Origin of the sequence: Legionella sp. W10-070 (assembly GCF_900640175.1) — a bacterium.
Taxonomy (GTDB): Bacteria; Pseudomonadota; Gammaproteobacteria; order Legionellales; family Legionellaceae; genus Tatlockia.
The window spans coordinates 1-24115 of the sequence record NZ_CAAAJC010000009.1 but is presented as its reverse complement, the minus strand read 5'-3'; the positions used below and the strand labels follow the sequence as shown (position 1 = coordinate 24115).

Genomic DNA, 24115 nt, shown 5'->3' with positions numbered 1-24115 from the left:
GATTCTATAGAAACATGGGATAGATAATCAGGATAGCCTCATTTGAATCTGATGATTGAAGGAACTCCTTAATTCAGGAGCTCCTTCGACAACATTAAGCCATCCATGATCATCATGGTCATTAAATCCGGCTTGAGTGCGAACTCACTATGGCCGATTTGTCGGATAAGTCAACAAGGCAGACAAGGTTGTCCACCAGGTAACGCAAATGCTTGTCTACCGATTTTTTATCTACTGCTGAAATTAAGCGGCTCAGATTTGCAAACTCTGTTGAACCGTAATATCCTGCCTCATCACAACCTTGTCGACAAGAAGCTATTTTATCTTTTAATGGATGACGGGCTGGCAGCCGCTCTTGCAGGATTTTGATATGGAAGGTCAGTTGTTCATGTAAACGATCAGCCACATGCCTTTTTTCCTGCGGTTCAACTGAAGTATCGGCCAGACAGTCACGGGCAACGGTTAAGAACATTTGCACGCTGATGTCATAGAGGCGACTGTAACCCTTTGTGTTACGTCTGGTATTTCTATCGCTCTCCAATATAGATTTTTGAGTATTCCAAATTGTTGTGAGGGTATTTTCATAAAGACTTTCCCTGTTGGCAGCCGTTAAAGCCTGAATAGCAAGATTACTAAACAAGTTGTTCGCCTGGGTTTTGCGCTCATTATTTTTCCACCAGAAGTTGGCATAACGGCCTTGTTGTTGCTGAAAGTAATGCTGGTAAGAGGCTTTAATATCATTAACCGCCTGTTGACCAACTATTGATGGAGATGGTTGGTCTATGTAAGGATGTTTAGCCACTTTAGACAACTCATGGGCAAAATGAGTTACTTTCTGATAGCAATCTTTGACTTGATCTAGGCGAATCTCAGGTTTGAGTTTGTCTAAACGCTCAGGAAGTTGGGGGATTTTTACAGCCAGATTTTTATATTCCTCATAACAACGTCTGCTAAACCCATCGTCTACTTTGATCAGATCATGCTCTAGATGTTGCATTAAAGCCTCACGCTCTTTTCTTTTTGAACTATTGAATTCACCAAAGAAATCATTGAAATTCTTTTCTTCACTAAGTTCGTGGGCTTGTTTAATTACCTGAATGGTCTCTTCTAACTGAGAGGGGTTTTTTATTGTTTTTTCCTCAAAATAGGCTTCACACAGAAGCTTGCGGTTTGCGTCATCAAGACCGGTATTTTCCGGTTTTTTGAATACATTAAAAAAGCCAAGATAGGAGGCATTTAAATCACTGCTTATCGGCTGATGTAGATATAATGTATGCAACTTATCGATGTTAAATGTTTTGATGCGGTTTAATATCATTAAGCTGTCATTAATGAGTGCTGCATTATGCTCTCTTTGCCAACAGCTATATAACAAGGGTAGATCATCATCCTGCAGTTCACCTGAGTTTTTTATGCTATCAGCAAAACCAGATAGATCATCAATCAGTTGTTTATCATAATTTTTAAGCGCCTGGTCGAAGTGAACCGTAAAAAATGTTTTCTTGGCACCCGACATAGATTGAATTTTTTCAGCCAGGTTAAATACATTTTTCAGCTGACCTTCATCCTGTATTTGGTTCTTACTAACCAATTGAGACAGATTGGCAACTGTTTTTGGTGAAAGCGAAGGGTGCTTCCTGGCTACCCCCAAAAACAGCTGATTCTTTTCCAGAGTCATGCTCTTGAAAAGGCTATGCCATTGCTTATATTCCTTAATAGACGATGCAACAGGGTAATGAGACTCCACTAACCCTCTGGAAGACATAAATTGGGCAAATGCATCTCCTTTCTGTTGCAATTGATTCAGAACATCATGCGCAGAGTTAAAGTTCTGTCTGCTTATTTTGTTTTCCAGATGCTTATATATATAGTCCAGACTCAGATGCGGCGGAAGTGCCATCAAGGGAACAAAAACCTGCTGTAAAAATTTTGTTCTCACACTGTCTTCATTCAAATTTGCCTGAGACAACAAGTTGATTAATTTCTCACAACTTTCATCAACCACCGGTTGATGGCGAACAAGAAAATGCCAGAAATCAATTTGTGCTTCCTCGCTAAATGCTTCCGGCAAACAGCGTGGTTTGGGCAGTGCATGATTGCGCCAATCAAACGCCCCTCCGCTTAATGCTAATTCAAACACCGGTCGTATAATAGCAGGTGACAAATCAAGATCATTGACATAGGTTTTCAGATAAGCGTTCAATTGCTCAATGTGATCGGCCGCTTTTGCTGTTTTGCGGTTTTTATCAATTAAATCGATAATGAAGAGTAGTTCGGATTTGTTGGTATGTTTCGTTAATAAAGCCGTGCTCTCTTTTTCAGAAGCAAATATTTTTTCAATATTCTCTGCCAACTCATCATCAAAACGATCCCAGAAGTGTTTGTGAATCACAAGGCTCAGATTTTTTACCAGTTGCGGTGACTTGACTTCGACAAAACCTTTGATAGCGATATTCATGACCAAGGATATTAGTCGGCTTCTTTTAGCTATTTCCTCAGGTTCAAGATCACAGGGTGACTCTTCGTTAAAATGTCCGCGTTTGAAAAATTCACGCAGGCAATCGATAAAACCCTTGTCATTGGCGACATCTTCCGCATTGACCAATTGTTCAATGACTTTGGCCATAGCCGCACATGACACACTGTAACTTGCAGGATGCTCGAGAATCCCGGTTAATTGATTAAACAATTGTGCTCTGCGCGATGTTTGATGTTGAGCATCCAGCTTGCTTTTCTCGTTAAAACTACTAGCCGATTGCAAGGTTTTGTACAGCTGATTGAGTCCTTTTTGTTCTTCGCCGTAAATGGCCTCGATAAATGGCTCTGTGACTTCGGCACCAGAAAAATAAGCTTTTTCAGTACCGCTAACCCACTGCTGATAAAAATTCAAAACATCAGGCATATCAGCTTCCTGAGTTGGTTTTACCGGCCTTGGTTTGGATATCACTAATGCACCTTCCTGGGGGCTTAATTCTGGTTGAATTACTATGGAAGGCTTGATTTTTTCGAGATTTTCTGTCGGAGAAACTATCCTATGCAGGCAATCGCTAATCAGATCTTTTAATCCATTGGCTGATCTGACAATTTCGTTTTCAGTGTCTGATAACGCTTCGAGATGCTTGTCAGGGTGGTATGCCAGAAGGATTTTTTTAATTTGCCTCTCTATCTTTTTTAGTTCGTCATGATCCGGTGCCGTTAGCAGTTTTCTTTCACGCTTGGAATTCCATATTACATGCTGATCTTTCAGAAACTGCATTACAGTCTCTTCGCCTTTTGACAATTGCTCAACCTTGGGGGTTAAGTCCAGCAGCACTAAAGGATTTAAACTACGATGGCGGGCACAAATTTCTTGCCAGTGTTGATCGGCCTTTTTGAAAAATTCCTGATAAATTTCTTCTGTATCGCCTGTTTTCCCGGCAAGACGAATATTCCAGGCGGCTTCGATTTGCTTTCGGCACTCCAACCAGTCTTCACGCAGATTTTCCTGGTTTAAAGCCAGATAACCACCACCGATGCTTTTATGCAGGACATCCATGACATTTCCGGATAAGCAGGCAATTAAATATTCCTTATTACGAAGAAAATGCTCCTGTTCTTCTTTCAATTCATATTTTAATCGTTCCACAGAGCGGGTAATGAGGTATTTTTCCTGGGTATCTGAGTCGTTAGCCAGCCAATCCCATTTATCTGAACCACGTTGCTGATGTTTTTGCAGTTTTTTCTCTAAATGTTGTTTTTCATCCTCTAAAGTCGCTTGCATGCGGTTTTTGTGATACTCCTTATAATACTTGTATTCTTTTTTCACTTCTCCGTAATTGATAATATCCTGACAAGTACCATACGCCCCATTTCGCCCTTGACGGCCTCTCTCCTGCTTGACGATATCGGGGATGGCTGGGTAAGTCCGCATAGTTGCAAGTCCTGCTTCCGTTTCCGGCTTGATATCAGTTCCACGCCCCATCCTCGCACTGACAGTTACAGCACCCGCACGACCAGCTATGGGGACGACATCAGCTTCAGTCTTTCCACTGTCGTTGGTATCTTTAATAAACCTGCCAAAATCATACCCGGGATCAATTTCCTGTATAGCTTGACGCACTTTATCGGCAATACGTTTAACCGCAATGTCCTCTTTACAGGTGGTTAATACAGGTCGGTTTTTAAAGGCGACAATCTGTTTTGCCAGCGCTTTAATTTGTTCTTCTTCTGATTCACAAAAGATAGTTGGCAGAAATCGACTGCGTATAGGCTCATGACTAGGTAGTTTAACTACATGCTCAATACCATATTTTGATTGATAAAATTGCAGATTTTTTTCGTTACCGGCTGTACCTGTGCACCCTTCCATCTTGTCATAATGTTTTTTCAGCAAATAAGGCGTGTTTTGGGATAACGCAATCTGGCTGGCTGGTTCTACGAAGAAATCAGGGGTTTCTCCATGGTTAACTGCTTCCTCATTCAGGCGGACATGAAGAAATTGCTGCACCAAATCACTGTAAGTAGAGCCGGGGCTTATCTGATTCTTGATCATCACCTTGGCAAATTTAGTAGAAATCACAAGTCCGCCACTGACGGTTTTTGAATCCGGTCTGATACAGAACTCTACTCCTTCCTGCAGGCCCGAAGCAATATGTGCTGCTGTCAGTAATTGTTTTAGTTGCTGGTCGCGTTTTGCAATAGCTTCCGGATCATTGCTTAGAGCAGGAATGATGTATTTTTGAAAGAAACGGGATTGTTTCGGGCTGTATTTCACCTGTTCCTGCAGAAGAGTACAAAGGTTTTGTAGATCGGGAATACGGGATACTGTTAAGACGTTTTGTTCATTGCGATTAAAATGTTCTTTGTTTTCGAGATAAAAATGATAAGCAACGCGATAAACCCATTCATCCAGATTATAAATGGCATCACTGTCGGTATTATCAGAAAAATTAAACTGGGTGTGTTCGTGCCTTAAAATATGATCACATTCATCGAGAAATGCAACCCGGTTTTTGGGATCTAGGTCAATTTTGGTTTTGCCCTCCCAAATGTGGGTTGAATGAAATAAACTGAAATTACCGATTGTTTGATAATTGATGGCTCCAACGCCGTTATCTGAAATGATTGCTTTATAGTCTTTTGCCGGTGAATTTGAAGTGATATAACTATGAGGTATGCCTATACTATCAAGTACAGGAGCAAATTCCTCATGATCCCGCCTTGAGAGACTATCTTTGGAACTAAAGACATCTACTACTTTGCCGTTTAATGCCAGGTAAGCGACACGCATAATAGTAATAATGCTTTTACCTTGTCCGGTGCGTACCTGATGCAGCAAACTTTCATCGTTATGTAAGGCTGCATAGATTAAATCAAGCATCTGAGTATGATTGGCCCATTTGCCCGTTTTTCGCAGCAGTATTTCCCGCATACAGGCCAATATCTGCACTGAGGCCTGATGTTTATTTCCCTCAGAGCCATGTTTTAATTCAGCTAATGATTGATGCATCGTTTCAGTCAATGCTTCGATAGGCAGTGTATGCAGCTGTTTCGCCTGGCTATAACTGTTGCAGTAATACAACAAGTTGAGAAGTTGTTTTTGTTCCTTATCAGAAATAAATCCTTTTCCTTTTCGCTTAAAGCCTGCCAGTACCCGTAGTAAACTGTCTTTATCTTCGGTGTTTACACTGTAATGGCGCTTCGACTTCCCTTCCGGAGTTAATCCCTGCTCAACTGATTCATAATGATGTATCAGTTTTTCTGTAGTGTCGCATTGAGGCAATCTTAATAATTTAGATAACATGACCAATGAAGGCTTGGGATCAGTGGCGAAATATGCTGCCAGTTTTCTTAGTTCCCCTGTCGGCTTTCTTTCAAGCAACCTTTTCAGAGCCTCTAGTATATAATGCTCGCTCCCCCAGTCCTTAAGTGCCTGAACAAGGATATAGCGGCTAAGGGCCATTTTATCATTGACGGCTTTAAATCGAATAAATTCAGACGGTGTAATCTCCCCCTTGGTAATTAAATGAATCCACTTTATCTGACTCTCCTGACAGCCAATGCTCGGAGTGATCATTAAGTCTGAGGTTAACTCAGCGATGACTGCTTTTCGCAGTGATTTTTCTTCGTGTTGTATACTCAATACCAATTGGCTGACAGCCTTTAACCACTTAGGCTCCATTCCTGCATCGTGGAGTTTGAGGAACAGCTCCTGGATATCATGAACAAAGGCAAGATCGCGCTGTTGCAGAGCCAATCGTGCCAATACAGGCTTGTAAGTGTTTGGTAAGGATGAGCGGGAAATTTCTCCTAATATCCGTTGAAGCTCCAGATTATCAACGGCAGCGCGCAAGGTGTTTAAATTAGAGTTTAAAAGGGTAGGACTATGATTTAATAACTCACTTAACAAATCTACCGGATAATGGTGATGTTCAAAAGACTGCTTATCCAATAAGCTGCTGAGCCATGAAGCCAGTTGGGGCACGGAATAATAACGTTGCTGATTATTGGCTTTTGCCTTGGCAATCAACAAACCAAGGACCTGACCCAATTCATTGTAATGTGCCTTGTTATCGAGGCTAGTTAATAGCTTTAATAATCCTTCCAGCTCTTTTTCCGGGTCTGCATCTGTTCTGATGGTGAGGTATGATTTAAACAGCGTTTCACAAAGTTTTAAATTTTGTGCTTTGAACCCTGATTTCAGATGAGCATTTAAATATTGAATGGCAAGCTCATGTTCCCCACGTTCGAGCTGACGGAACGGTGCATCTTGATAGGTAATGAGACACCCCTTACTTAAAAAATCTGATACCAGATTTCGACGAACATTTGCTACATCTCGACGGCGTTGCTCAATACTGCCGAATCCTTCTGCTCCAGCTATCTTTCGGATAGCTGTCTGTAATTCTTTAGTAGTGGGCAATCTGTTGCTTTTAGCAAAATCAATGGAGTGTAATTGATTTTTAAATACACCTAACTGTTCTTTAATTATGGAAGAGGGCTCACTTCCTTTACTCTGAGATTCTGCAAAAAGATCTTCTGCATCGCTTAATTCATCAATAAGCCAGGGATAATCGTTGACTAATGGATTAGATAACCCTTTTTCTTTGGCAATCTCTAATAGTCGAGTCAGGCTTTCTTCCTGATTTTTGCCGGCAAAACATTGCAATGCACGGCCACAGGCATTGATAAAGGCAATTTTTTGATTTAAACGTAAACCATTACTATTAAGTATTTTCTCCATGCCAAGCTTGTCGAGTACATTTAAGAACACCGGAATATCGGCAAAATGCATTTGAAAACTGTTAGTCAATAATTCGCCATCAAGAAATACATGTTCATTGAGCCAGGCCAACCAGCGCGGATTGACATCAGCTAAACGGGTAAATATCTCCTTTAGCTGATGAGCATCAAAATCACTCAGTTTATCTTTCCCTAAAGCCAGACAAGTGTTCCACAAACGCAGAGTTAATCCGTCTTTATCTGCTTTGACTGCTTCACCGGAAAGCATGTCTCTGTACTGTTTAAAATCATCGATACTCAATTGCAAACGCTGCGCTGCAAAACGAAGTGCATGTTCAGTCTTTAATTGGAGCGGATTACCCAAATTATCCCAGTTTGCTACATAGCTGGGCTGCGGTTGTTCAAGCGTGGGGGTGAATTCGGTTAACCTCAATTCTTCTTGCCAATAAGGATAAGCCTCATAACGGCTAGCATAATATAATCCATTGTGACGCCAGTCGATTTTATCAATATGATTCAGGATATTCTGTTGAAGTTGATCGCTGTTTAACTGCCCCGTTGTATTTTTTAAGACATAGTACAAACGGTCAAGAAACACGTTGGCATTAAAATCCTTTGTATTGGAAAGGTATTCATCCAGAGCCTGTAAATTGATATGTAAATTTTTATCTTCAATATAGCGAATCAGTTTTTGATAAGCATACCATAGCTTCGCATAGCGCATGTGGCCTGTGGCCGCGCCATGGGCATCCACCATTTTCCACCAGACTGACTGATACTCAGCCTGATTCTTTAAAGTGGCAATACTTAAAGCAATGGCATCGACTTCTTCCTTATCAAGACATTCCGACCAATTTTGCGATGGGTCCAGAAGTCGTTTTTTCCAGATGGCAAAATGCTCTCTCCCGAACGCTTTATACATTTGTTTACAGATAAAAAGCCAATGCTCCGTACCGTTATCGGGTTTTTCCACATCATATTGGTAAAACAATTGGCCAAGCCCTTTAAGATTGGTCTCGGTTAACACCAAATCACTTTCCGGTGAAAACAATAAATCCTGGAGCTTTTCCTGTAAATGTTTTCTCTTTGCCCATTGCCGTAGAACATTTAAACAGTCGTCATAAACAGCCGCTTTATTAGGTGAACCAAAAACGGTCACATTTTGCATGATTATAGAGGCATCTTTATTCTCTAATTCATCCTCGGAAAACTCTTTTAAGCAGCGTTTGGCGTTTTCATAGCGCACTTCATCCTTATCTTCCGTCGCTAAAAAACGCCATAAAGCTTGCAGCATATTTCGATCATGCTCTTGAGTCAGGGCAACAAATTGACGGAAATCACCGCGAAACTCAGCGGGTTTTCTTGGCTCATAAAGCTCAACAGTAAAAGGGTTACGTTGTTTTATGGTTTGTGCGGCACGCTTTCTTAAGTCTTCTTTTTCTTTCTTATCAGAAAAACAAAGGATCAAACCCTTATTTCGACGTGAATATGCCAGATAAAATCCTGGAGGAAGGTTTTCTTTTGAGATGCCCAGGCGAAACTTGTTGGCATGCTGCATTAATTTTTCTACGGCAGCCGGTTCAATTTTTTCGATAACTTGCTGAGCATTCTGTCTACTTCCAACCCAGATGGAAAACAATTGTTTTAAATGCTGTTGTTCCCAACCCGATTTTTGTTTGATGTTTTCATCAATCGAATCCCACTGATTTTTACACCGCTCATCAATATTAAAACGGTTAATCAGTGCATCTTCATCTTCATTGTAATTAATAATTTCCTGCTCTTGTTCCTGCTCTTGTTCCTGCTCCTGCTGTTGTTCCTGTTCAGCCTCAAACTCTTGTTCAACCTGTTGCTGTAACTGTTGTTGGATACCTGGCGTTTGCGATGTCAAAGGATAAGTAACGTTTTCTCCATGCCAGGGTTGCGGTTTTTGCGCCAGTTTGTCATCAAAAATGACCTCAGGTTTCAATACGCCATCGGCACAGGCATAAATGTTTTGTGTGTTTTGTTGTAAAGCGTGATGTGTTGTGTTGCGTTGATTATCCAATATTTTGTTTTGCAGCTTGGTATAATGACTTTTCAGAGAACGGTGATTTTCGTCCAGATAAGCTTCCCTGTCCCAGGCAGGAACACGAATTAAAACCTGCAGGTTTTGTTTGTCAGCCATTGACTGGAGATGATTAAGTAAGTTTAAGTTCTCCTTTTCCCAACGAATGTCCAGATTATAAAGTACAATTTCACTACACTCTTGGGACAATGCTTTTTTGCGTTCATTCAACGTTTTAATGAGATCTATCAATGCCTGCTGAGCATTTCCATCCAGAGGCTGCGGTAATATTAGTGACAACTGTTTAAATAAGGGTGAACAGCCTTTTTCTTTCTGATCAAATGCTTGAATTTTCCAATTTAAATGATTAAGAAAATCTTTAGGTTTTATGAAAATATTACTGGTGAGATCAAAAACTGCAGGTAAATCAGGCGCAGGTTCCTTATCTAAGACATTCCATTTATCAGCATAAGTATGCTGCAAATACTCAAACATCTGATCCAGTCCTGTTGTTCCCATTTGAGCCATTTGGGCAAACTGCCACATGAGAGCAGGAAATTTATTTTTATCTTGATGATCACAGAAATTTTGACCCCATGAAGGATTAAGCTCACCCAGTTTATTTATAAAATCCAAATCAATGTCTTTTCCATTTTGTTGAAAAAAATTAACCATGGATTGTCCTGCCAAATCCCATAGCAGGCTTCGCATATGGGTATCTTCCTTTGCATTTTCCAATGCGTCTTTTCTCATTTCAGCAAGAAAACGATTTCGTGCAGCACATTCCATAGGGTATTGGAATGAATCCGGATATAATCGGTAAATGCGTGTATCCGTTTGTACAGTTTGCAGATTAAAATCGTGGGTAAATAATTCTCTTATTAGCGCATTTGAATTGCTTACTTTCGGTAACTTTAAACGGGAAATAGAAGGGTTATGATAAACGAGATTCAGGGCGTTAATAAGTTCAGAGGCTTCGACTTCATCCTTATTGATGCTTAAGGTATCCCTCGCGTTTGAAATCGAAAATATTTTTTTATCAAAAGCGGCGAGTGAACTATCGGCGCTCAGAGTGCTTTCCAGTGCTGAATGATGATTTTCCTGTAATAAAACGCGACGATTTCTATGAGAATAAGGATATAATTTCCGCAATTCCTCGTTAGAAAATGGTTTACGCTGAATAAAAGCCCGTTTTAAATTTTTTATTTCATTTTGACTGAAACTGGTTGTTAAGCATTTCTCCAGGATGGAATGAAGCATTAAGGAAACAGGCACTTTTTCACGATATTGGGTTAAAGATTCACCCTGTGAGGAACGGCACCAAGGCAGAATCCGCCCAAGCAATACCGCATGCCATTGAGCATTATTATCAAGCTTTGAGATGTCATTTAAAGCGGTATTATCCTGGTAATCTATCTGGACTGTACTAACGTTCGGTAAATACTTTTCCAGATCTTTTACTAAATCCTGAGTAGGAATAAATTCTGGATGATAAACCGTCCATTGATTATTATGTTTATGCGCAAGAACCCAGAGGGGTGCATCCTCGGAGCCAATATTCAACAATAAAGTTTCAAAATACGTTAACTGGGCGTGGGAAAGATGCTGCAGTTCATGGACACCCATTGGGACAATTTTTGTACAATGAATCCCACCCTGTTCTACTGCACGCATATCATTATAAAAGCTAACGGCAAGATAGCGGAACAAATCGATACGAGTTAATGGATAATTTAGCCAAGATGGCTGTTCTGGGCTTTTTTTCGATGTTAAAAAACTGAGATGATGTTGGCGAGGATCATGTACATAAAAATCATTTACTTTGGAAAGTGGATATCCTTCAATCGTTCTTTTCAGCCAATCAGGGTCAATGTCCTTCCACTCCAATTTTCTTTTAACAAGCTGCTGCTCACTGATTGCCCCCCATGAAGAAAGCTTTGGTTGTGTCATTTGAGAAAGCAGGCAATCAGCAAGCAGATGATATAAAAAATCATAGGTTATTGAACCCTGAAACCCATTATTTATATTTAATTCGCATTCCAGCCAGGGATGCCTTTTGATGAAGTCCGCAAGGATTGTCTCAGGAGAAAAATGATCAATTTGCCGGGCGAAGAGCGTTTTAAGTCCATTTTCAGGATTCTCCCAATGCACTTTAACGAAAGTGTTTTTAAATTCTTCTTTAACCGCAAGCTCAATTCTGTAGCTACTGATTCCCCAGTTTCTATATTTGGTTTTATTAACATAGATGCCTGGATATAATTCTGTAGCATCGGGATCTGTTTTGCTGCACCTAAAACCCTCGGTTGCATCTATATAAGCCTGTTTTATCCGTCTTTGGCTTTCTTTCTCAATCTCACCTTCTTTCATTTCTAGCCACACCGATAGCAGATCAGCTTGAATATCTACAATAAGATTTTTTTTAACAAAATCAGCATGTATTTTATACATTTATCCATACTCCTGAGAGGCAAATTGATTTTTAATAGACAATATGAAATAAATATTAGCACTTAAAAATTAAGGTATTATTAAACCTCAGTTCAGTGGATCACTTTGCCTTTTGCAGAGGACAAATTTGACAGAAGAATGAAAAAACAAGAAATAACTCGCTGATTTTTAAGTCATTTTATATAATTCCTTTCGCCAAAAAAGAGGATTATATGAATAAAATCAGCGAGTTGAAGAGGATATTAGGTGAAAACTTCCATGGAACAAGGCCAGATTAGATTGTTTTACACGCATGCTCCTGGTTTTTTTTGTAGTTCGCACTATTAATTTAATATTTAATATGTACTTAATATTTTTACGTTATTATTGAGTTATTTAATTTTGAGGATATTAGTGATGGCAAAAAGCTTCATATTATATGGTCAGCCCAATTCAGGAAAAAAGTCACTTATAAATCGTTTGCATGGAAATGAGTTTACTACGTCATATCTGTCGCTTATTGAGATGGGAAATCAATGTGTAACTAACTTTTCACAAGAAAATATTTCTCTAGAGTATCATGACAGAGAGGGATTTGAACGCTTTGCCGATAATCAAGGTAAGTTTTCTGGAAACAAAAAAGTCTTAATATGCGTAAGTGCTGAAGAAAGCATTGAGCATGCGAGAGATGCGATAAAACAAGCGCATAATCGCATAAAAAAGACTTCAAATAGGGGAGGGGTTCCAATAATAGTTATTACTAAAACTGATAGCGAAAAAAGACAACTCTCTTCGAAAGACATTCAGGAGCTTTCATCTCATTTTAATCTTAAGGTTATTGAAACTGATGCAAAAAGAGAAAATGTTCGTGAAGAATTTTTTGTACAAGTACTTAATAGTGTCGCTAATTTAAAGGCTTCTGACTCAAAAATACAATTTATAACAGCACATCAGGCGTTGTTGATGGAAGAGAAAAGCGTGTGTCTTGTTGGAATGTTTCGTCGAACAAATGTTAACTACTATCAAGACCTATCAGAGATTATTAAGCATGCACAGACAAGTAATAACCGAAGTAGGCAGGTTTGTGTTAGTTTAGGGTGGATGAATCGGGATGGGTCACTCACAAACGAAGCTCCCAATGATGTAAAAGCGGCTGCAAAGAAGGATGACTCAACACCTACAGCTAGATATTGAGAGGTTCTGCAAGTGTGCAGAAATCGCTCAACTTTCTACGTATGTAAACATTATTTACCTTAGAAAATATAAATTTACGAGCAGAATGATCAGGACTCTCATGATATTATTTTTAAGTTAAAAAAATAACCTGTTAACATGAATTAGTTTTGACTAATCTCACACAAGTACTTGAAGAAGTGAGAGCCCTTTATTAACTTTCATGAATAGTATTCTTTGATGAATTTATTCCACCTTTTGCGACAGGCCGCCTTGTTTTGTTTACGGGCTGGCTGATAATTTTAGTGATTCAACTGCATGTTCAGATAAAACAACTATTAAATAAGAGATAACATTGATGCGGGAAATTCAGTGTGTTAGTTTCGTCAGTATCTTATTTTTAATGATTGTCAGGCGTTTAAACTATCGATATTCATCAAGGAGGATGTCATAGATGAATCAGGCACAAGATTTCGTGGATGCGTTAAGAAGTGGACATTACCTTAGAGCATTGGAGCTGGCAATCTTTATAAACAGTAAATATACAAGGATTAAATCTCAGATTGGTGCTGATGAATTAATTCCACTAGGTGTTTATGAATTAAGCCAAACAGATCTCGATGAGTCTGATATGAGTGCAATTAATTTTTTATATAACTATATTTTTTATCATGATGAGCTCACCCAAGGTGAGGAAGAGTATATGCTAATGACCCTCCTTTCTCTGGTGAGTATGGTGTTAGTTATTAAGGAAGATCAGACGTTTGAAAGAACGATCAGATCAGTAACCATAGAAAATGACCGGCAACTTAAAGATTTTCTAAAGGATGATTCCGCTTTTTCAAAACTTATAGAGCAGCATGTTAAGGAGGCAGAGAAATGGCTTAAAGCCATGATGAGTCCATTGAGCAAGATGGAGTTGCTAAAGAAAATAGAAGCAATGGAGGAAAGGATTTTTTCAAATTTTGAAAGTGATATTAATCGGTTAAAGCAACAACTGAGTGCGACAAAAATTAATTTTTCCTGTGCTCTGCTTGAAAGTAGAATTCAAACCAGGGTGCTGAAAGAAATTGTGAGTGAATTTAAATTACATTTACTGTCCAAACTTGAAAAAGCAGGGATAATCTTAACGAATGAAGATGAGCTGGTTTTACTCACTGATCCGAATACCAAACAATTAAAGTTGATGCACAGGTACGGGGCAATTGTTTCCCTGGAAGCACAAATAAAAGAAAAGATCCTGTTTGAGCCGGAAGATAAAGATAAAATAGAGATAATAATCAAATATTGTAACGACAATGAAACCAAGTGGAAAGAGCGGGAGTTTAACCAAAAATGTACTGATGTTTTAACCGGGGGTTTAAAGCCGTTGTACCGCAGATTTTTTAAAAAAGAAACGCTATATAAACAGAAAATAGATGCGATTACGAGAACGCTGCAACCATAAATGAATTATAATCTTCAGTGTTAATATATAATCAACGTATCATTTTTTCCCGATGCATTGTTTTGATTTATTTATCTTAACCTTTTAAAATTACCATTTTTATTACTCCTAACTGTACTTTAGGTACTAGCAGGTTACTTATGTCAGATTTTTACCAGGATTTCGCCAAGAGGCGAACCTTTGCAATTATTTCTCACCCGGATGCGGGTAAAACAACAGTTACTGAAAAATTGTTATTATTTGGAGGTGCAATTCAGCTTGCGGGCACTGTCAAAGGACGAAAGGCTGAACGGCATGCTACTTCTGACTGGATGGAAATGGAAAAAGAGAGAGGAATTTCCATTACTACCTCAGTCATGCAGTTCATTCATAATGATCATGTAATGAATTTGCTGGATACCCCGGGGCATGAAGATTTTTCTGAGGATACTTACCGTACTCTGACTGCTGTTGATTCGGCATTGATGGTTATTGACGTTGCAAAAGGCGTTGAAGAACGAACCATTAAACTAATGGAGGTTTGTCGTTTGCGCGATACGCCTATCATGACGTTTATTAATAAACTGGATCGTGAGGGTAGAGAGCCAATCAGCTTGCTTGATGAAGTGGAAACTGTGCTTGGAATTCAGTGTGCGCCAGTAACCTGGCCTGTTGGGATGGGTAAACGCTTTAAGGGCATCTATCATCTTTATCAGGATACTGTTTACTTATACCAGCCAGGAAAAAACACACAAAAACAGGATGCTTTACAAATCAAGGGGTTGGATAATCCTCAACTGGATGAGTTATTGGGAGATATCGCCCAGGAGTTGCGTGACGAAATCGAATTGGTTAAAGGCGCTTCCCATGAATTTAATGTGGATGATTATCTTTCAGGTAAATTAACACCGGTTTATTTTGGCTCAGCAATTAATAACTTCGGAATTAAGGAACTTCTGGATGATTTTGCCAAGTACGCTCCGGGACCGTTAGCTCGAGCAGCTGTGGAGCGTTGTGTTAAACCAGAGGAAGCCTCGTTTACTGGTTTTGTGTTTAAAATTCAGGCTAATATGGATCCTAAGCATCGTGATCGGATTGCTTTTTTAAGGATTTGTTCGGGCAGTTTCAAGCGAGGCATGAAGTTAACGCACTTAAGGCTTGGCAAGGAGGTTCAAATTGCCAATGCGTTGACTTTCATGGCCGGCGATCGCGCTCATGCTGAAATAGCCATGGCTGGTGATATCATCGGTTTGCATAATCATGGAACTATTCAAATTGGCGATACGTTTACTCAGGGTGAGACGTTAAAGTTTACTGGTATCCCTAATTTTGCCCCTGAGCTTTTTCGCTTGGTGCGTTTGAAAGATCCGCTAAAGAGCAAGGCCCTGTTGAAGGGATTAATTGAGCTTTCCGAAGAAGGAGCCACACAAGTATTTCGTCCGTTAAATAGTAATCAATTGATATTAGGTGCGGTGGGGGTGCTGCAATTCGATGTGGTGGCCCATCGATTAAAACATGAATATAAAGTAGATTGTATTTATGAAGCAGTTAGTATCAGTTGCGCGCGTTGGGTTTATGCAGAAGATGATAAGGCGATGACTGAGTTTCGCAATAAAGCTTACGATTATTTGGCATTGGATGGTAGTGATTCATTGATGTATTTGGCACCAACAAAAGTAAACTTGACTATGGCACAGGAGCGCTACCCTGGCATTCAGTTTACGGCAACACGTGAGCATTAGAGTCTGTCGGCATTTCACCCTAAGCTGCTTACTTCCCGCGTTTTATGCGTGGGATCCACGCAAATTACACGAAACTAAACATCCTCTTGCCAAGGTTTGAGAATAGATTCCGCGCATAAAGCGCGGAACGTAGGCTCTGGCTCTAATTGTCAACAGAGCCTAATATTAAATTAAGTATTTAGGGTTTCAAGTTACTATAGGCTATATCGATGCCCTTAATACCTTTCAGGGATCCCGCGGTCGATGCCGCGGGGAGGCTTGGATAACAGAGAATTTGCCTTAGGTTGAGCAGCTTGCAACGATGGTGCTTAAGCCTCGATTAGTTAGTTTAACCTTGCCTCCTGAATCAGCTGTAATAACAAATTTTTCGCCATTATGAACAATCATTGACAATGTATCGCCTTGAGATAATGGTTGTCCATTAATCTTTCCTGATTTCTTAAGCACTTCGATGAAGATTTCATCGCTATTATCTCGTGTACGAACCGTGCAAGTTGAGGTAATTGTCCAAAACCAGGAATTGGTAAATTCTTGCGGATCATTTGGCGGTAATTCGTACTCAATGCTTATGCCAGGTCTAAAGTCATGATTAATCGCTAAAGCGTTAGTGCTGAGTAAAGAGCCAGCACATAACAGGCCATAACCCAATTTTCTAAACATACAAATCTCCCTTCTAAAAAGAAATTAAGATACCTTTATTTTACGGTTATGGCAAATCAGAAGGTAATGAAAAATAATAAAATTTATTGTCAGGTTATTTATTAGAGTCTGCTGATATTTCAACTTAAACTGCTCACTTCCCGCGCTTTATGCGCGGGATCTATGCAAGCCACACGAAACTAACCATCCTCTTGACAAGGTTTGAGACTAGATTCCGCGCATAAAGCGCGGAACGTAGGCTCTGGGTCCAATTGTCAACAATGATGATTAAATGTCGGCAAGGGCTTTGGCAATGGATTCAGTCATTGTTTTTGCATCACCAAAAAGCATATAGGTGTTATCCCGATAAAATAAATCATTCTCAACGCCAGCATAGCCAGGGGACAGGCTTCGTTTTACAAACAAAACGGTTCTGGCCTTTTCTACTTCCAGTACTGGCATACCATAGATGGGTGAATTAGGATCAGTTTTGGCGGCAGGATTTGTGATGTCGTTAGCGCCGATAACAAAAGCAACATCGCAGGTGGCAAAATCGCGGTTAATCTCACTTTGTTCAAAAACCCGATCATAGGGAATATTCGCTTCGGCTAAAAGCACATTCATATGGCCTGGCATACGGCCAGCAACAGGATGGATGGCAAAGCGTACACGTATGGAGCGAGCTTCCAAAGAATCGACCAGTTCCTTTACAGCATGCTGGGCATGAGCCACGGCCATTCCGTAGCCGGGAATAAAAATGACATCTTTGGCATTACTCAGTAAAAACGCAGCGTCTTCACCGTTAGCCTGATGGATTTGTTGATTTTCAATACGAGCAGATGCATTTGCATCTCCTCCTTTCAGACCACCAAAAATGACATTAATAATGGAGCGGTTCATCCCTACACACATGATATAACTTAAAATTGCCCCGCTCGCACCGACCAGTGCCCCGGTGATTACTAATAGATGATTACTTAAAGTAAAGCCAATACCCGCTGCAGCCCATCCAGAATAGGAGTTCAGCATGGAAATTACTACAGGCATGTCAGCTCCACCAATCGGAATAATAAGTAAAAAACCGATTAAAAAAGAAAGAAAGGCTATGATGCTAAAAATCGGCAGAGATTGGCCAATGACAAAATGAACAAGCAAACCAAGAATAGAAAGCCCGATGAGTAAATTAACCAGTTTTTGCCCCGGGTAGCGGACAGGCTGCCCTGACATTAATCCCTGTAATTTTAAAAAGGCAATAACCGAGCCTGAAAAGGTAATTGCACCAATGATAAGCCCGAGACTCATTTCAATTAAGCTGGCTTTTTTTATTGCTCCAGGCTCACCAATTTGAAAAGAATCAGGAGAAAGGTAAGCACAAAAAGCAACCAGAACAGCAGCCAAACCCACCAGCGAGTGGAACCCGGCGACGAGTTGCGGTATTGCAGTCATATTGATTTTCAGGGCAATAATGGTACCGATAATGCCGCCTGCTATAATAAGACCTATTAACAGCCAGTGGTGCTCAATAGACGGCATCATCATTGTAGAAACAACAGCAATCGCCATTCCGGTAATACCCAGCAAGTTACCGCGCCTTGCCGTAGTCGGGCTTGCCAGTCCTTTAAGCGCTAAAATAAAGCATACAGCAGCGATCAGGTATAAAAATGGAAACAAAGAAGTCATGAGTGCTCATCCTGTAGACATTATTTTTTATACATACGTAACATGCGTTGGGTTACCACAAAGCCGCCAAAAATATTAATGGCAGTAATAAAAACACCGATGCCACCAAGAAAGGTTATTGTTCCTGTCAGCTTACTTCCGGCAGCAATTAATGCACCGAGAATAATAATACTGGAGATAGCATTAGTAACTGACATTAGGGGGGTGTGCAGGGCAGGGGTTACTTTCCATACAACATAATAGCCGACAAAACAGGCTAGAACAAAAATAGTCAGAATTGCTACATAGGGATTGCTTAGTGTATTAATATCAGGCATTTTCTATGTTTCCTTTAACCAGTTGGAAAGGGAGGTAACTGCCCTGATGACAGAGCATGGCTTGCTTAATAATTTCATCTTCTTCATTAAAAACCAATTCTGGAGGAGAGGGGGCAAGATGGCGCATTAAATTAATCAGGTTGGTTGCGTACAACTCACTGGCTGTTGCAGGTACTAAACCAGCCAGATTACTATAGCCGATTAATGTAATTTCGTCGTGTTTCAGGACTTTATCTTGTTGACTTAATTCGCAGTTACCGCCGCGGGCAGTAGCTAAATCTACAATGACTGAACCCGGTTTCATTTCTTCTACTGTTTTTTTGAATAGCAGAACAGGCGCTTTTTTACCTGGAATTAAAGCGGTACTAATAATGATATCAGATTGCTTGGCGTATTGGTCAATTAACTCAGCTTGCAAGCGCTTATATTCTTCACTTGTTTCTCCAGCATAGCCCCCACTGGTTTCACTATCATGCTCCTCACTGACTTCAATAAATTCAGCGCCCAAGCTTTCCACCTGCTCTTTAGCTGCTCTACGCACATCAAATGCATAAACTACAGCCCCCAAGCGCTTGGCCGTAGCAATAGCCTGCAATCCGGCGACCCCCGCCCCGAGGATAAGTATTTTGGCTGGATGGATCATACCTGCGGCAGTCATCATCATGGGAATAGCCCGTTTAAAATGAACCACTCCTTCTAATACCGCACGATAGCCTGCAAGATTGGCTTGAGATGATAAGCTATCCATACTTTGTGCGCGGCTGATACGCGGGATTAAGTTCATGGAAAAAATGCTGATTTTTTCTTTACATCCCCATGTTAACAAATCACTTTCTGGTTCGTTGTCAATATGGCCTATAATCAACGCCTGTGAAGAAAGGCCTTGCAATTCTTTGGGAGAAGGCTCATTGACGCAAACAAGGATATTGGTTGCTTTTAGTAACGCTTTACGATTATTGACAACTGTTGCACCAGCTTGTTGATAATCTGTATCACTAAAACCGGATGCCTTGCCTGCATTGGTTTCAAAATGAATTTCAAAGCCCATTTTTGAGTAATTTTTCACCGCGCTGGGTGTAATAGCGACACGGGTATCTTTGTCGCTTTCATTTAAAGCAGAAATAATCATGGAGAATATCCCTTTCACCGAAAACTAATCTTATCCTATTGGAATCTTTTTGATATTGCTAGTGTTTTTATAATTTCCCTGTCAGGTCTATTGAAGACAGTGAAGCGGTTTGTCCTGGATCGATTGCCTCTTCCTATAACTTACTATAAAGTAAGTTCCTTACAATAAGTCCAACTGAATAATATGGAAATTCTTTGCTTTTTTGCAGGGATAGCATTTGTCTATGCTCAATCTTTTTATGCATTGAGTTTTGTGATGGTTTGCCTGATCCTGTCACCTCGATGGCAAATCGTTGTCTGGTTTGCTGCCGCCGCTATTTGGGGAACAGCGCATCAGTGGTGGGTGTCTGATGAAGGCATCCCGGATATGCCGGTTATTCAGAAAGCGTTTATAGAAGGCAAGGTAGTCTCCATCCCCACAGTAACTTCCGTTAAATCGCAATTCCAGTTTGCAGTAACTTACTTCAATGGTAAGCCGGTAAAAGCCACCGCAATGCTTGCTTGTTACAAGCATTGTCCTCAATTTAAATTGGGTGATTTATGGCGCTTGCAGGTGAAATTAAAAAGGCCTGCCAACTTAGCCAATCCTGGTGGTTTTGATTATGTCAATTGGCTCAGTGCGCGTCATATTGCCTGGACTGGATATACCAAACGAGAAGCAACCAAACTTGCTTCCGGTGAGAATCACTCGAAAAGTTTGTTGGGTTTACGCGAAAATCTGGCCTCATCTTTGGTTAAATTAATCCCTTCTTCTCAAGCCTTGGGGGTAATGGAGGCATTGACGCTAGGTTTAACTACACATATGGCGAAAGAACAATGGGATTTGTTTCGTCGAACAGGGACAACCCATTTAATGGTTATATCCGGTGCCCACATCGGCTTGGTTGCAGGATTAAGCTTCTTGCTGATGAGATGGTTATGGTCGCGCAGCAGCAGGCTATGCCTTCACTGCCCGGCAGCGCAGGCAGCTAGTATTATTAGTTTGATAATGGCTTTTTTCTACGCTTTGCTTGCTGGATTTGCTGTTCCTGCACAACGATCATTGGTTGCCTGTTTTTTCTTACTGCTAAAAAATTTTCTTGGTTATCGTTTCACTGCATGGCAAGCCTGGCGCTATTCTCTGCTCGCGGTTCTTCTTTTTGAACCGCATGCAATTTTGTTGCCTGGGTTTTATTTGTCTTTTCTGGCTGTAGCCATTCTGATTTTATTCAACCAGAGGGTTTCATGGAAAGGATTTAAAAAAACCATTTGCCTGCAAGTGGCTTGTCTTTTTGGGTTGATGCCTCTGACCTTGTATTGGTTTTCTTATGGTGCTGTGAATGGTTTAATAGCCAATTTACTGGCTATTCCCTGGGTTGGCTTTGTTATTGTTCCATTAGCTTTGGTCAGTCTTTTTTTAGTTCAATATTGGGATAATCATTTACTATTAGTGCCAGTTAACTGGTCGATAGATGCATTGTTATATTACTTGAATTTCATTGATTCATTTTCTTTCTTTAATTTGAATTTCACATTCACCCGCTTTCTGGCACCGCTAGCCATTATGTTGGCGATGTGGCTTATTCTTTTTTTTCCTGTTAAAGCTATTTTTCCTGCGATCCTTATCTTGATAACCGCAGCCTTTTTTCCCGGTCATCCCAAAATAAAAAATAATGAGGCAGTAATTAATATCCTGGATGTAGGACAGGGGCTTGCTGTGGTGGTAAGGACTGCCAAGCATCAGTTGATTTATGATACAGGTGTGAAGTTCTATCAAGGTGGGGACATGGGAAAACTGGCCATTATTCCTTTTCTCCATACATTAGGGATAGGAAAACTTGATAAGGTAATTATCAGTCATCCGGATCTGGATCATCGGGGGGGGCTTGCCTCCTTGGAGGAGAAATATGATATTGGTGAGCTGGTAGTGAATAATGTGGCTTTTTATCATCGGGGTAAAAATTGCCATCATTATCCCGCCTGGCAATGGGATGGGGTATCCTTTCAGTTTTTGGCAATTAACAAAACATTTAAAAATAAAAATAATAATTCCTGCATCTTGCAAATTAGTAATAAGGGAGGGAAAATTTTACTAACCGGCGATATTGAAAAATCCGCTGAGGAGTACTTGATAGCCCATTATCGGGAACGATTGGCTTCTGATTTTCTGGTAATCCCTCATCATGGCAGCAAAACATCTTCTTCTTATTCTTTTATAGAACAGGTTGCACCCAGATTTGCAGTAATTTCTGCAGGATTTGATAATCGCTATCATTTTCCCCATAAAGAAACATTGCAAACCCTGAACGAGCGAAAAATAAAAATTTTTAACACGATAGATTGTGGTATGGTTACTGTGGAACTTGGGACTGATGATGGCAATATTTTTCCTGCCTGTTACAAGAAAGGCCGATAAAACGGCTAAAATTGAACCATTACAATTCTCATTGACAACAAAATATACATAATGTAGCATCCATCCTATCTTCTACAATAGGCTATTAACTATGATGCGTGTTCTTGCCTTTTTTGTTTCATTCATTACCTTATTTACAGTTTTTCCAGTAGATGCTGCAGATAATAATTGTCAGCAACACCAATGTATTGCTGTAGTGGATGCTGGAAGCACCGGTTCACGCTTGCATATTTATACTTACGATCAGGATAAACACAAAAATCCCATTAATATCCATGAATTATGGTCAAAAAAAATTAAGCCTGGTTTTGCGACAATAGAATCAAATCAGGCCACTGTTAATACTTATCTGACGACCTTGTTTGCAGGAGCACCTGAAAATAACCTGGCTGTTTATTTTTATGCAACGGCCGGTATGCGCCTGTTACCACAACCTAAGCAACAACAGCTTTATTCTGCTTTACAACAGTGGTTTGCTAATCAATCAGGCTGGCAGTTGCAAAAAGCAAAAACAATAACTGGCAGCGAGGAAGGTTTGTTTGGCTGGCTTGCAGTAAACTACCAATTGGGTGCCTTCGACTCTAAAAAAGAACTCTCTGGGGTGATGGATATGGGAGGGGCTTCTGTACAGATTGTTTTTCCAGTGCAAAATACTGCAGGCATTAGTAATCAAGATATTCAGCAACTTGATATCTATGGACGTCATATGACGGTATTTATCCATAGTTTCCTGGGGCTTGGACAGACAGAAGTGACCCACCAATTTCTTGATGAGAGTACCTGTTTTGCAGACAATTATGAATTACCTACAGGACATAACGCAGCTGGAGATGCCTATACTTGTGAAAGCGATGTGTCTGCTTTAATGAATGCTGTACATCGGGTCAATCAAACGGTACAACCCGCCTTAGTTGATAACCAGGTTAAAAACTGGTTCGTATTAGGCGGTATGGCCGAACTTGCTCACAGCAAGCCCTTTCAGTTTGGCAGTCAATTTACCAATCAAGCCTTATTGGAAAAAGCTGACTCTCAAGTATGCCACCAACAATGGTCTACACTCAGTGATCAATATCCCACAGACGACTACCTCTATGGTTATTGCCTGTTCCCTTCTTATTACTATGCTCTGATGGTGGACGGCTACGGTCTTCAACCTCAAGAGCCTATCAACCTAATGCCCTCTAATCAAGGCAGTGATTGGACTCTGGGTGTTATACTTAGCCTAAATCAAAAATGAATTTGCAGTCTCACAAAGAGGTTGCACCCTAAACCTCTACAAGTATAATAAGCCCTATTGCCGTTGTAGCTCAGTCGGTAGAGCAATTGATTCGTAATCAATAGGTCTGCGGTTCGATTCCGCACAACGGCATCAGTATCTGCAAGGGTTTATTGGGTCTTGTTTAAAAATGGAATTTGGAGATTAGTGATTAGCCTCGTGTTTTTTATACCTTATAGTTCAATAATTGCGGCCTCAGTAAATAGCAGAGATATTCAAGATGAGATAATTTTGGCTACTGATAAAATTCAAAAAGGTTGCTCTGCCCATAAGGCGTATGATACCGGATCGAATTACATATCATTAGTATCGATTTTAAAATGGTGTCAAAAAGCTGATGAGCTCCGGTAATCCTCCCAATGATGGCGCGGCTAAAGGAGCTTGAGGCTGAGAATAGCCGCTTAAAGAAGATGTACGCTGAAGAGCGCTTAAAGTCAGAAATTTTAAAAGAGGTGCTCGAAAAAAAGTAACAACGCCATCCGCTCGTCGAGAGCTTGCACAAAGGATAGTGCAGGAACGGAATATTGCAGTCAGGATGGATTTTTGGCTCTTCCCCAAATCCGGGGGCACTAATCAAGAACACAAAACTTTAACCCTTAACCTATAGTTTTCAAAATTTCTAAATCCGTAGGCACGACGCTGAA

Annotated in this window: 10 protein-coding genes, 1 tRNA gene and 1 pseudogene; 7 read left to right on the top strand and 5 right to left on the bottom strand. The window is 40.3% G+C overall.

The window, feature by feature from the left end; translation table 11 throughout:
- Positions 1-121 precede the first annotated feature (121 nt).
- Entirely contained in the window at positions 122-11716 is an 11595-nt protein-coding gene (locus tag E1O65_RS05160; RefSeq protein ID WP_133132531.1) for a hypothetical protein, read from the bottom strand.
- Between the two features lie 396 nt (positions 11717-12112).
- Between E1O65_RS05160 and E1O65_RS05155 the strand changes: the two genes are divergently transcribed.
- The 3 genes from E1O65_RS05155 to E1O65_RS05145 all read left to right on the top strand — a co-directional run bounded on the left by E1O65_RS05155 (position 12113) and on the right by E1O65_RS05145 (position 16036).
- A complete protein-coding gene (locus E1O65_RS05155) occupies positions 12113-12889 on the top strand; it encodes a hypothetical protein (protein ID WP_133132530.1) in 777 nt (258 codons plus the stop codon).
- Positions 12890-13322: 433 nt separating this feature from the next.
- Positions 13323-14315 (top strand): hypothetical protein, encoded by a 993-nt coding sequence (locus E1O65_RS05150; RefSeq protein WP_133132529.1) that lies wholly within the window; start codon positions 13323-13325, stop codon positions 14313-14315.
- A 140-nt stretch (positions 14316-14455) separates the two neighbouring features.
- The gene (locus tag E1O65_RS05145; protein WP_133132528.1) at positions 14456-16036 is read left to right on the top strand and encodes a peptide chain release factor 3; all 1581 of its coding nucleotides are present in this window, start codon (positions 14456-14458) and stop codon (positions 16034-16036) included.
- Between the two features lie 279 nt (positions 16037-16315).
- On the opposite strand, the gene E1O65_RS05140 is transcribed toward E1O65_RS05145, so the two are convergent.
- The 4 genes from E1O65_RS05140 to E1O65_RS05125 all read right to left on the bottom strand — a co-directional run bounded on the left by E1O65_RS05140 (position 16316) and on the right by E1O65_RS05125 (position 19801).
- Positions 16316-16696 (bottom strand): hypothetical protein, encoded by a 381-nt coding sequence (locus E1O65_RS05140; protein ID WP_133132527.1) that lies wholly within the window; start codon positions 16694-16696, stop codon positions 16316-16318.
- 267 nt (positions 16697-16963) lie between these two features.
- A complete protein-coding gene (locus E1O65_RS05135; RefSeq protein WP_133132526.1) occupies positions 16964-18355 on the bottom strand; it encodes an NAD(P)(+) transhydrogenase (Re/Si-specific) subunit beta in 1392 nt (463 codons plus the stop codon).
- Positions 18356-18375: 20 nt separating this feature from the next.
- Complete coding sequence (locus tag E1O65_RS05130) at positions 18376-18672, bottom strand: proton-translocating transhydrogenase family protein (protein ID WP_133132525.1); 297 nt, start codon at positions 18670-18672, stop codon at positions 18376-18378.
- Complete coding sequence (locus E1O65_RS05125) at positions 18665-19801, bottom strand: Re/Si-specific NAD(P)(+) transhydrogenase subunit alpha (protein ID WP_133132524.1); 1137 nt, start codon at positions 19799-19801, stop codon at positions 18665-18667. Before E1O65_RS05125 ends, E1O65_RS05130 begins: the two co-directional genes overlap by 8 nt.
- Before the next feature lie 183 nt (positions 19802-19984).
- Between E1O65_RS05125 and E1O65_RS05120 the strand changes: the two genes are divergently transcribed.
- The 4 genes and pseudogenes from E1O65_RS05120 to E1O65_RS05105 form a co-directional block, all read left to right on the top strand.
- Positions 19985-22195 (top strand): DNA internalization-related competence protein ComEC/Rec2, encoded by a 2211-nt coding sequence (locus tag E1O65_RS05120; protein WP_133132523.1) that lies wholly within the window; start codon positions 19985-19987, stop codon positions 22193-22195.
- Between the two features lie 91 nt (positions 22196-22286).
- On the top strand, positions 22287-23432 hold the full coding sequence (locus E1O65_RS05115; protein ID WP_133132522.1) for a multidrug DMT transporter permease: 1146 nt from the start codon (positions 22287-22289) through the stop codon (positions 23430-23432).
- A 59-nt stretch (positions 23433-23491) separates the two neighbouring features.
- Positions 23492-23564: transfer RNA gene (locus E1O65_RS05110), tRNA-Thr, on the top strand.
- Positions 23565-23830: 266 nt separating this feature from the next.
- Positions 23831-24009, top strand: a pseudogene (locus E1O65_RS05105) (IS3 family transposase); the annotation flags it as partial.
- Between the last annotated feature and the right edge of the window lie 106 nt (positions 24010-24115).

Coding starts and splice junctions, on each gene's coding strand:
- E1O65_RS05160 (WP_133132531.1), bottom strand. CDS start 11,716: ATGTATAAAATACATGCTGATTTTGTTAAAAAAAATCTTATTGTAGAT.
- E1O65_RS05155 (WP_133132530.1), top strand. CDS start 12,113: ATGGCAAAAAGCTTCATATTATATGGTCAGCCCAATTCAGGAAAAAAG.
- E1O65_RS05150 (WP_133132529.1), top strand. CDS start 13,323: ATGAATCAGGCACAAGATTTCGTGGATGCGTTAAGAAGTGGACATTAC.
- E1O65_RS05145 (WP_133132528.1), top strand. CDS start 14,456: ATGTCAGATTTTTACCAGGATTTCGCCAAGAGGCGAACCTTTGCAATT.
- E1O65_RS05140 (WP_133132527.1), bottom strand. CDS start 16,696: ATGTTTAGAAAATTGGGTTATGGCCTGTTATGTGCTGGCTCTTTACTC.
- E1O65_RS05135 (WP_133132526.1), bottom strand. CDS start 18,355: ATGACTTCTTTGTTTCCATTTTTATACCTGATCGCTGCTGTATGCTTT.
- E1O65_RS05130 (WP_133132525.1), bottom strand. CDS start 18,672: ATGCCTGATATTAATACACTAAGCAATCCCTATGTAGCAATTCTGACT.
- E1O65_RS05125 (WP_133132524.1), bottom strand. CDS start 19,801: ATGATTATTTCTGCTTTAAATGAAAGCGACAAAGATACCCGTGTCGCT.
- E1O65_RS05120 (WP_133132523.1), top strand. CDS start 19,985: ATGGAAATTCTTTGCTTTTTTGCAGGGATAGCATTTGTCTATGCTCAA.
- E1O65_RS05115 (WP_133132522.1), top strand. CDS start 22,287: ATGATGCGTGTTCTTGCCTTTTTTGTTTCATTCATTACCTTATTTACA.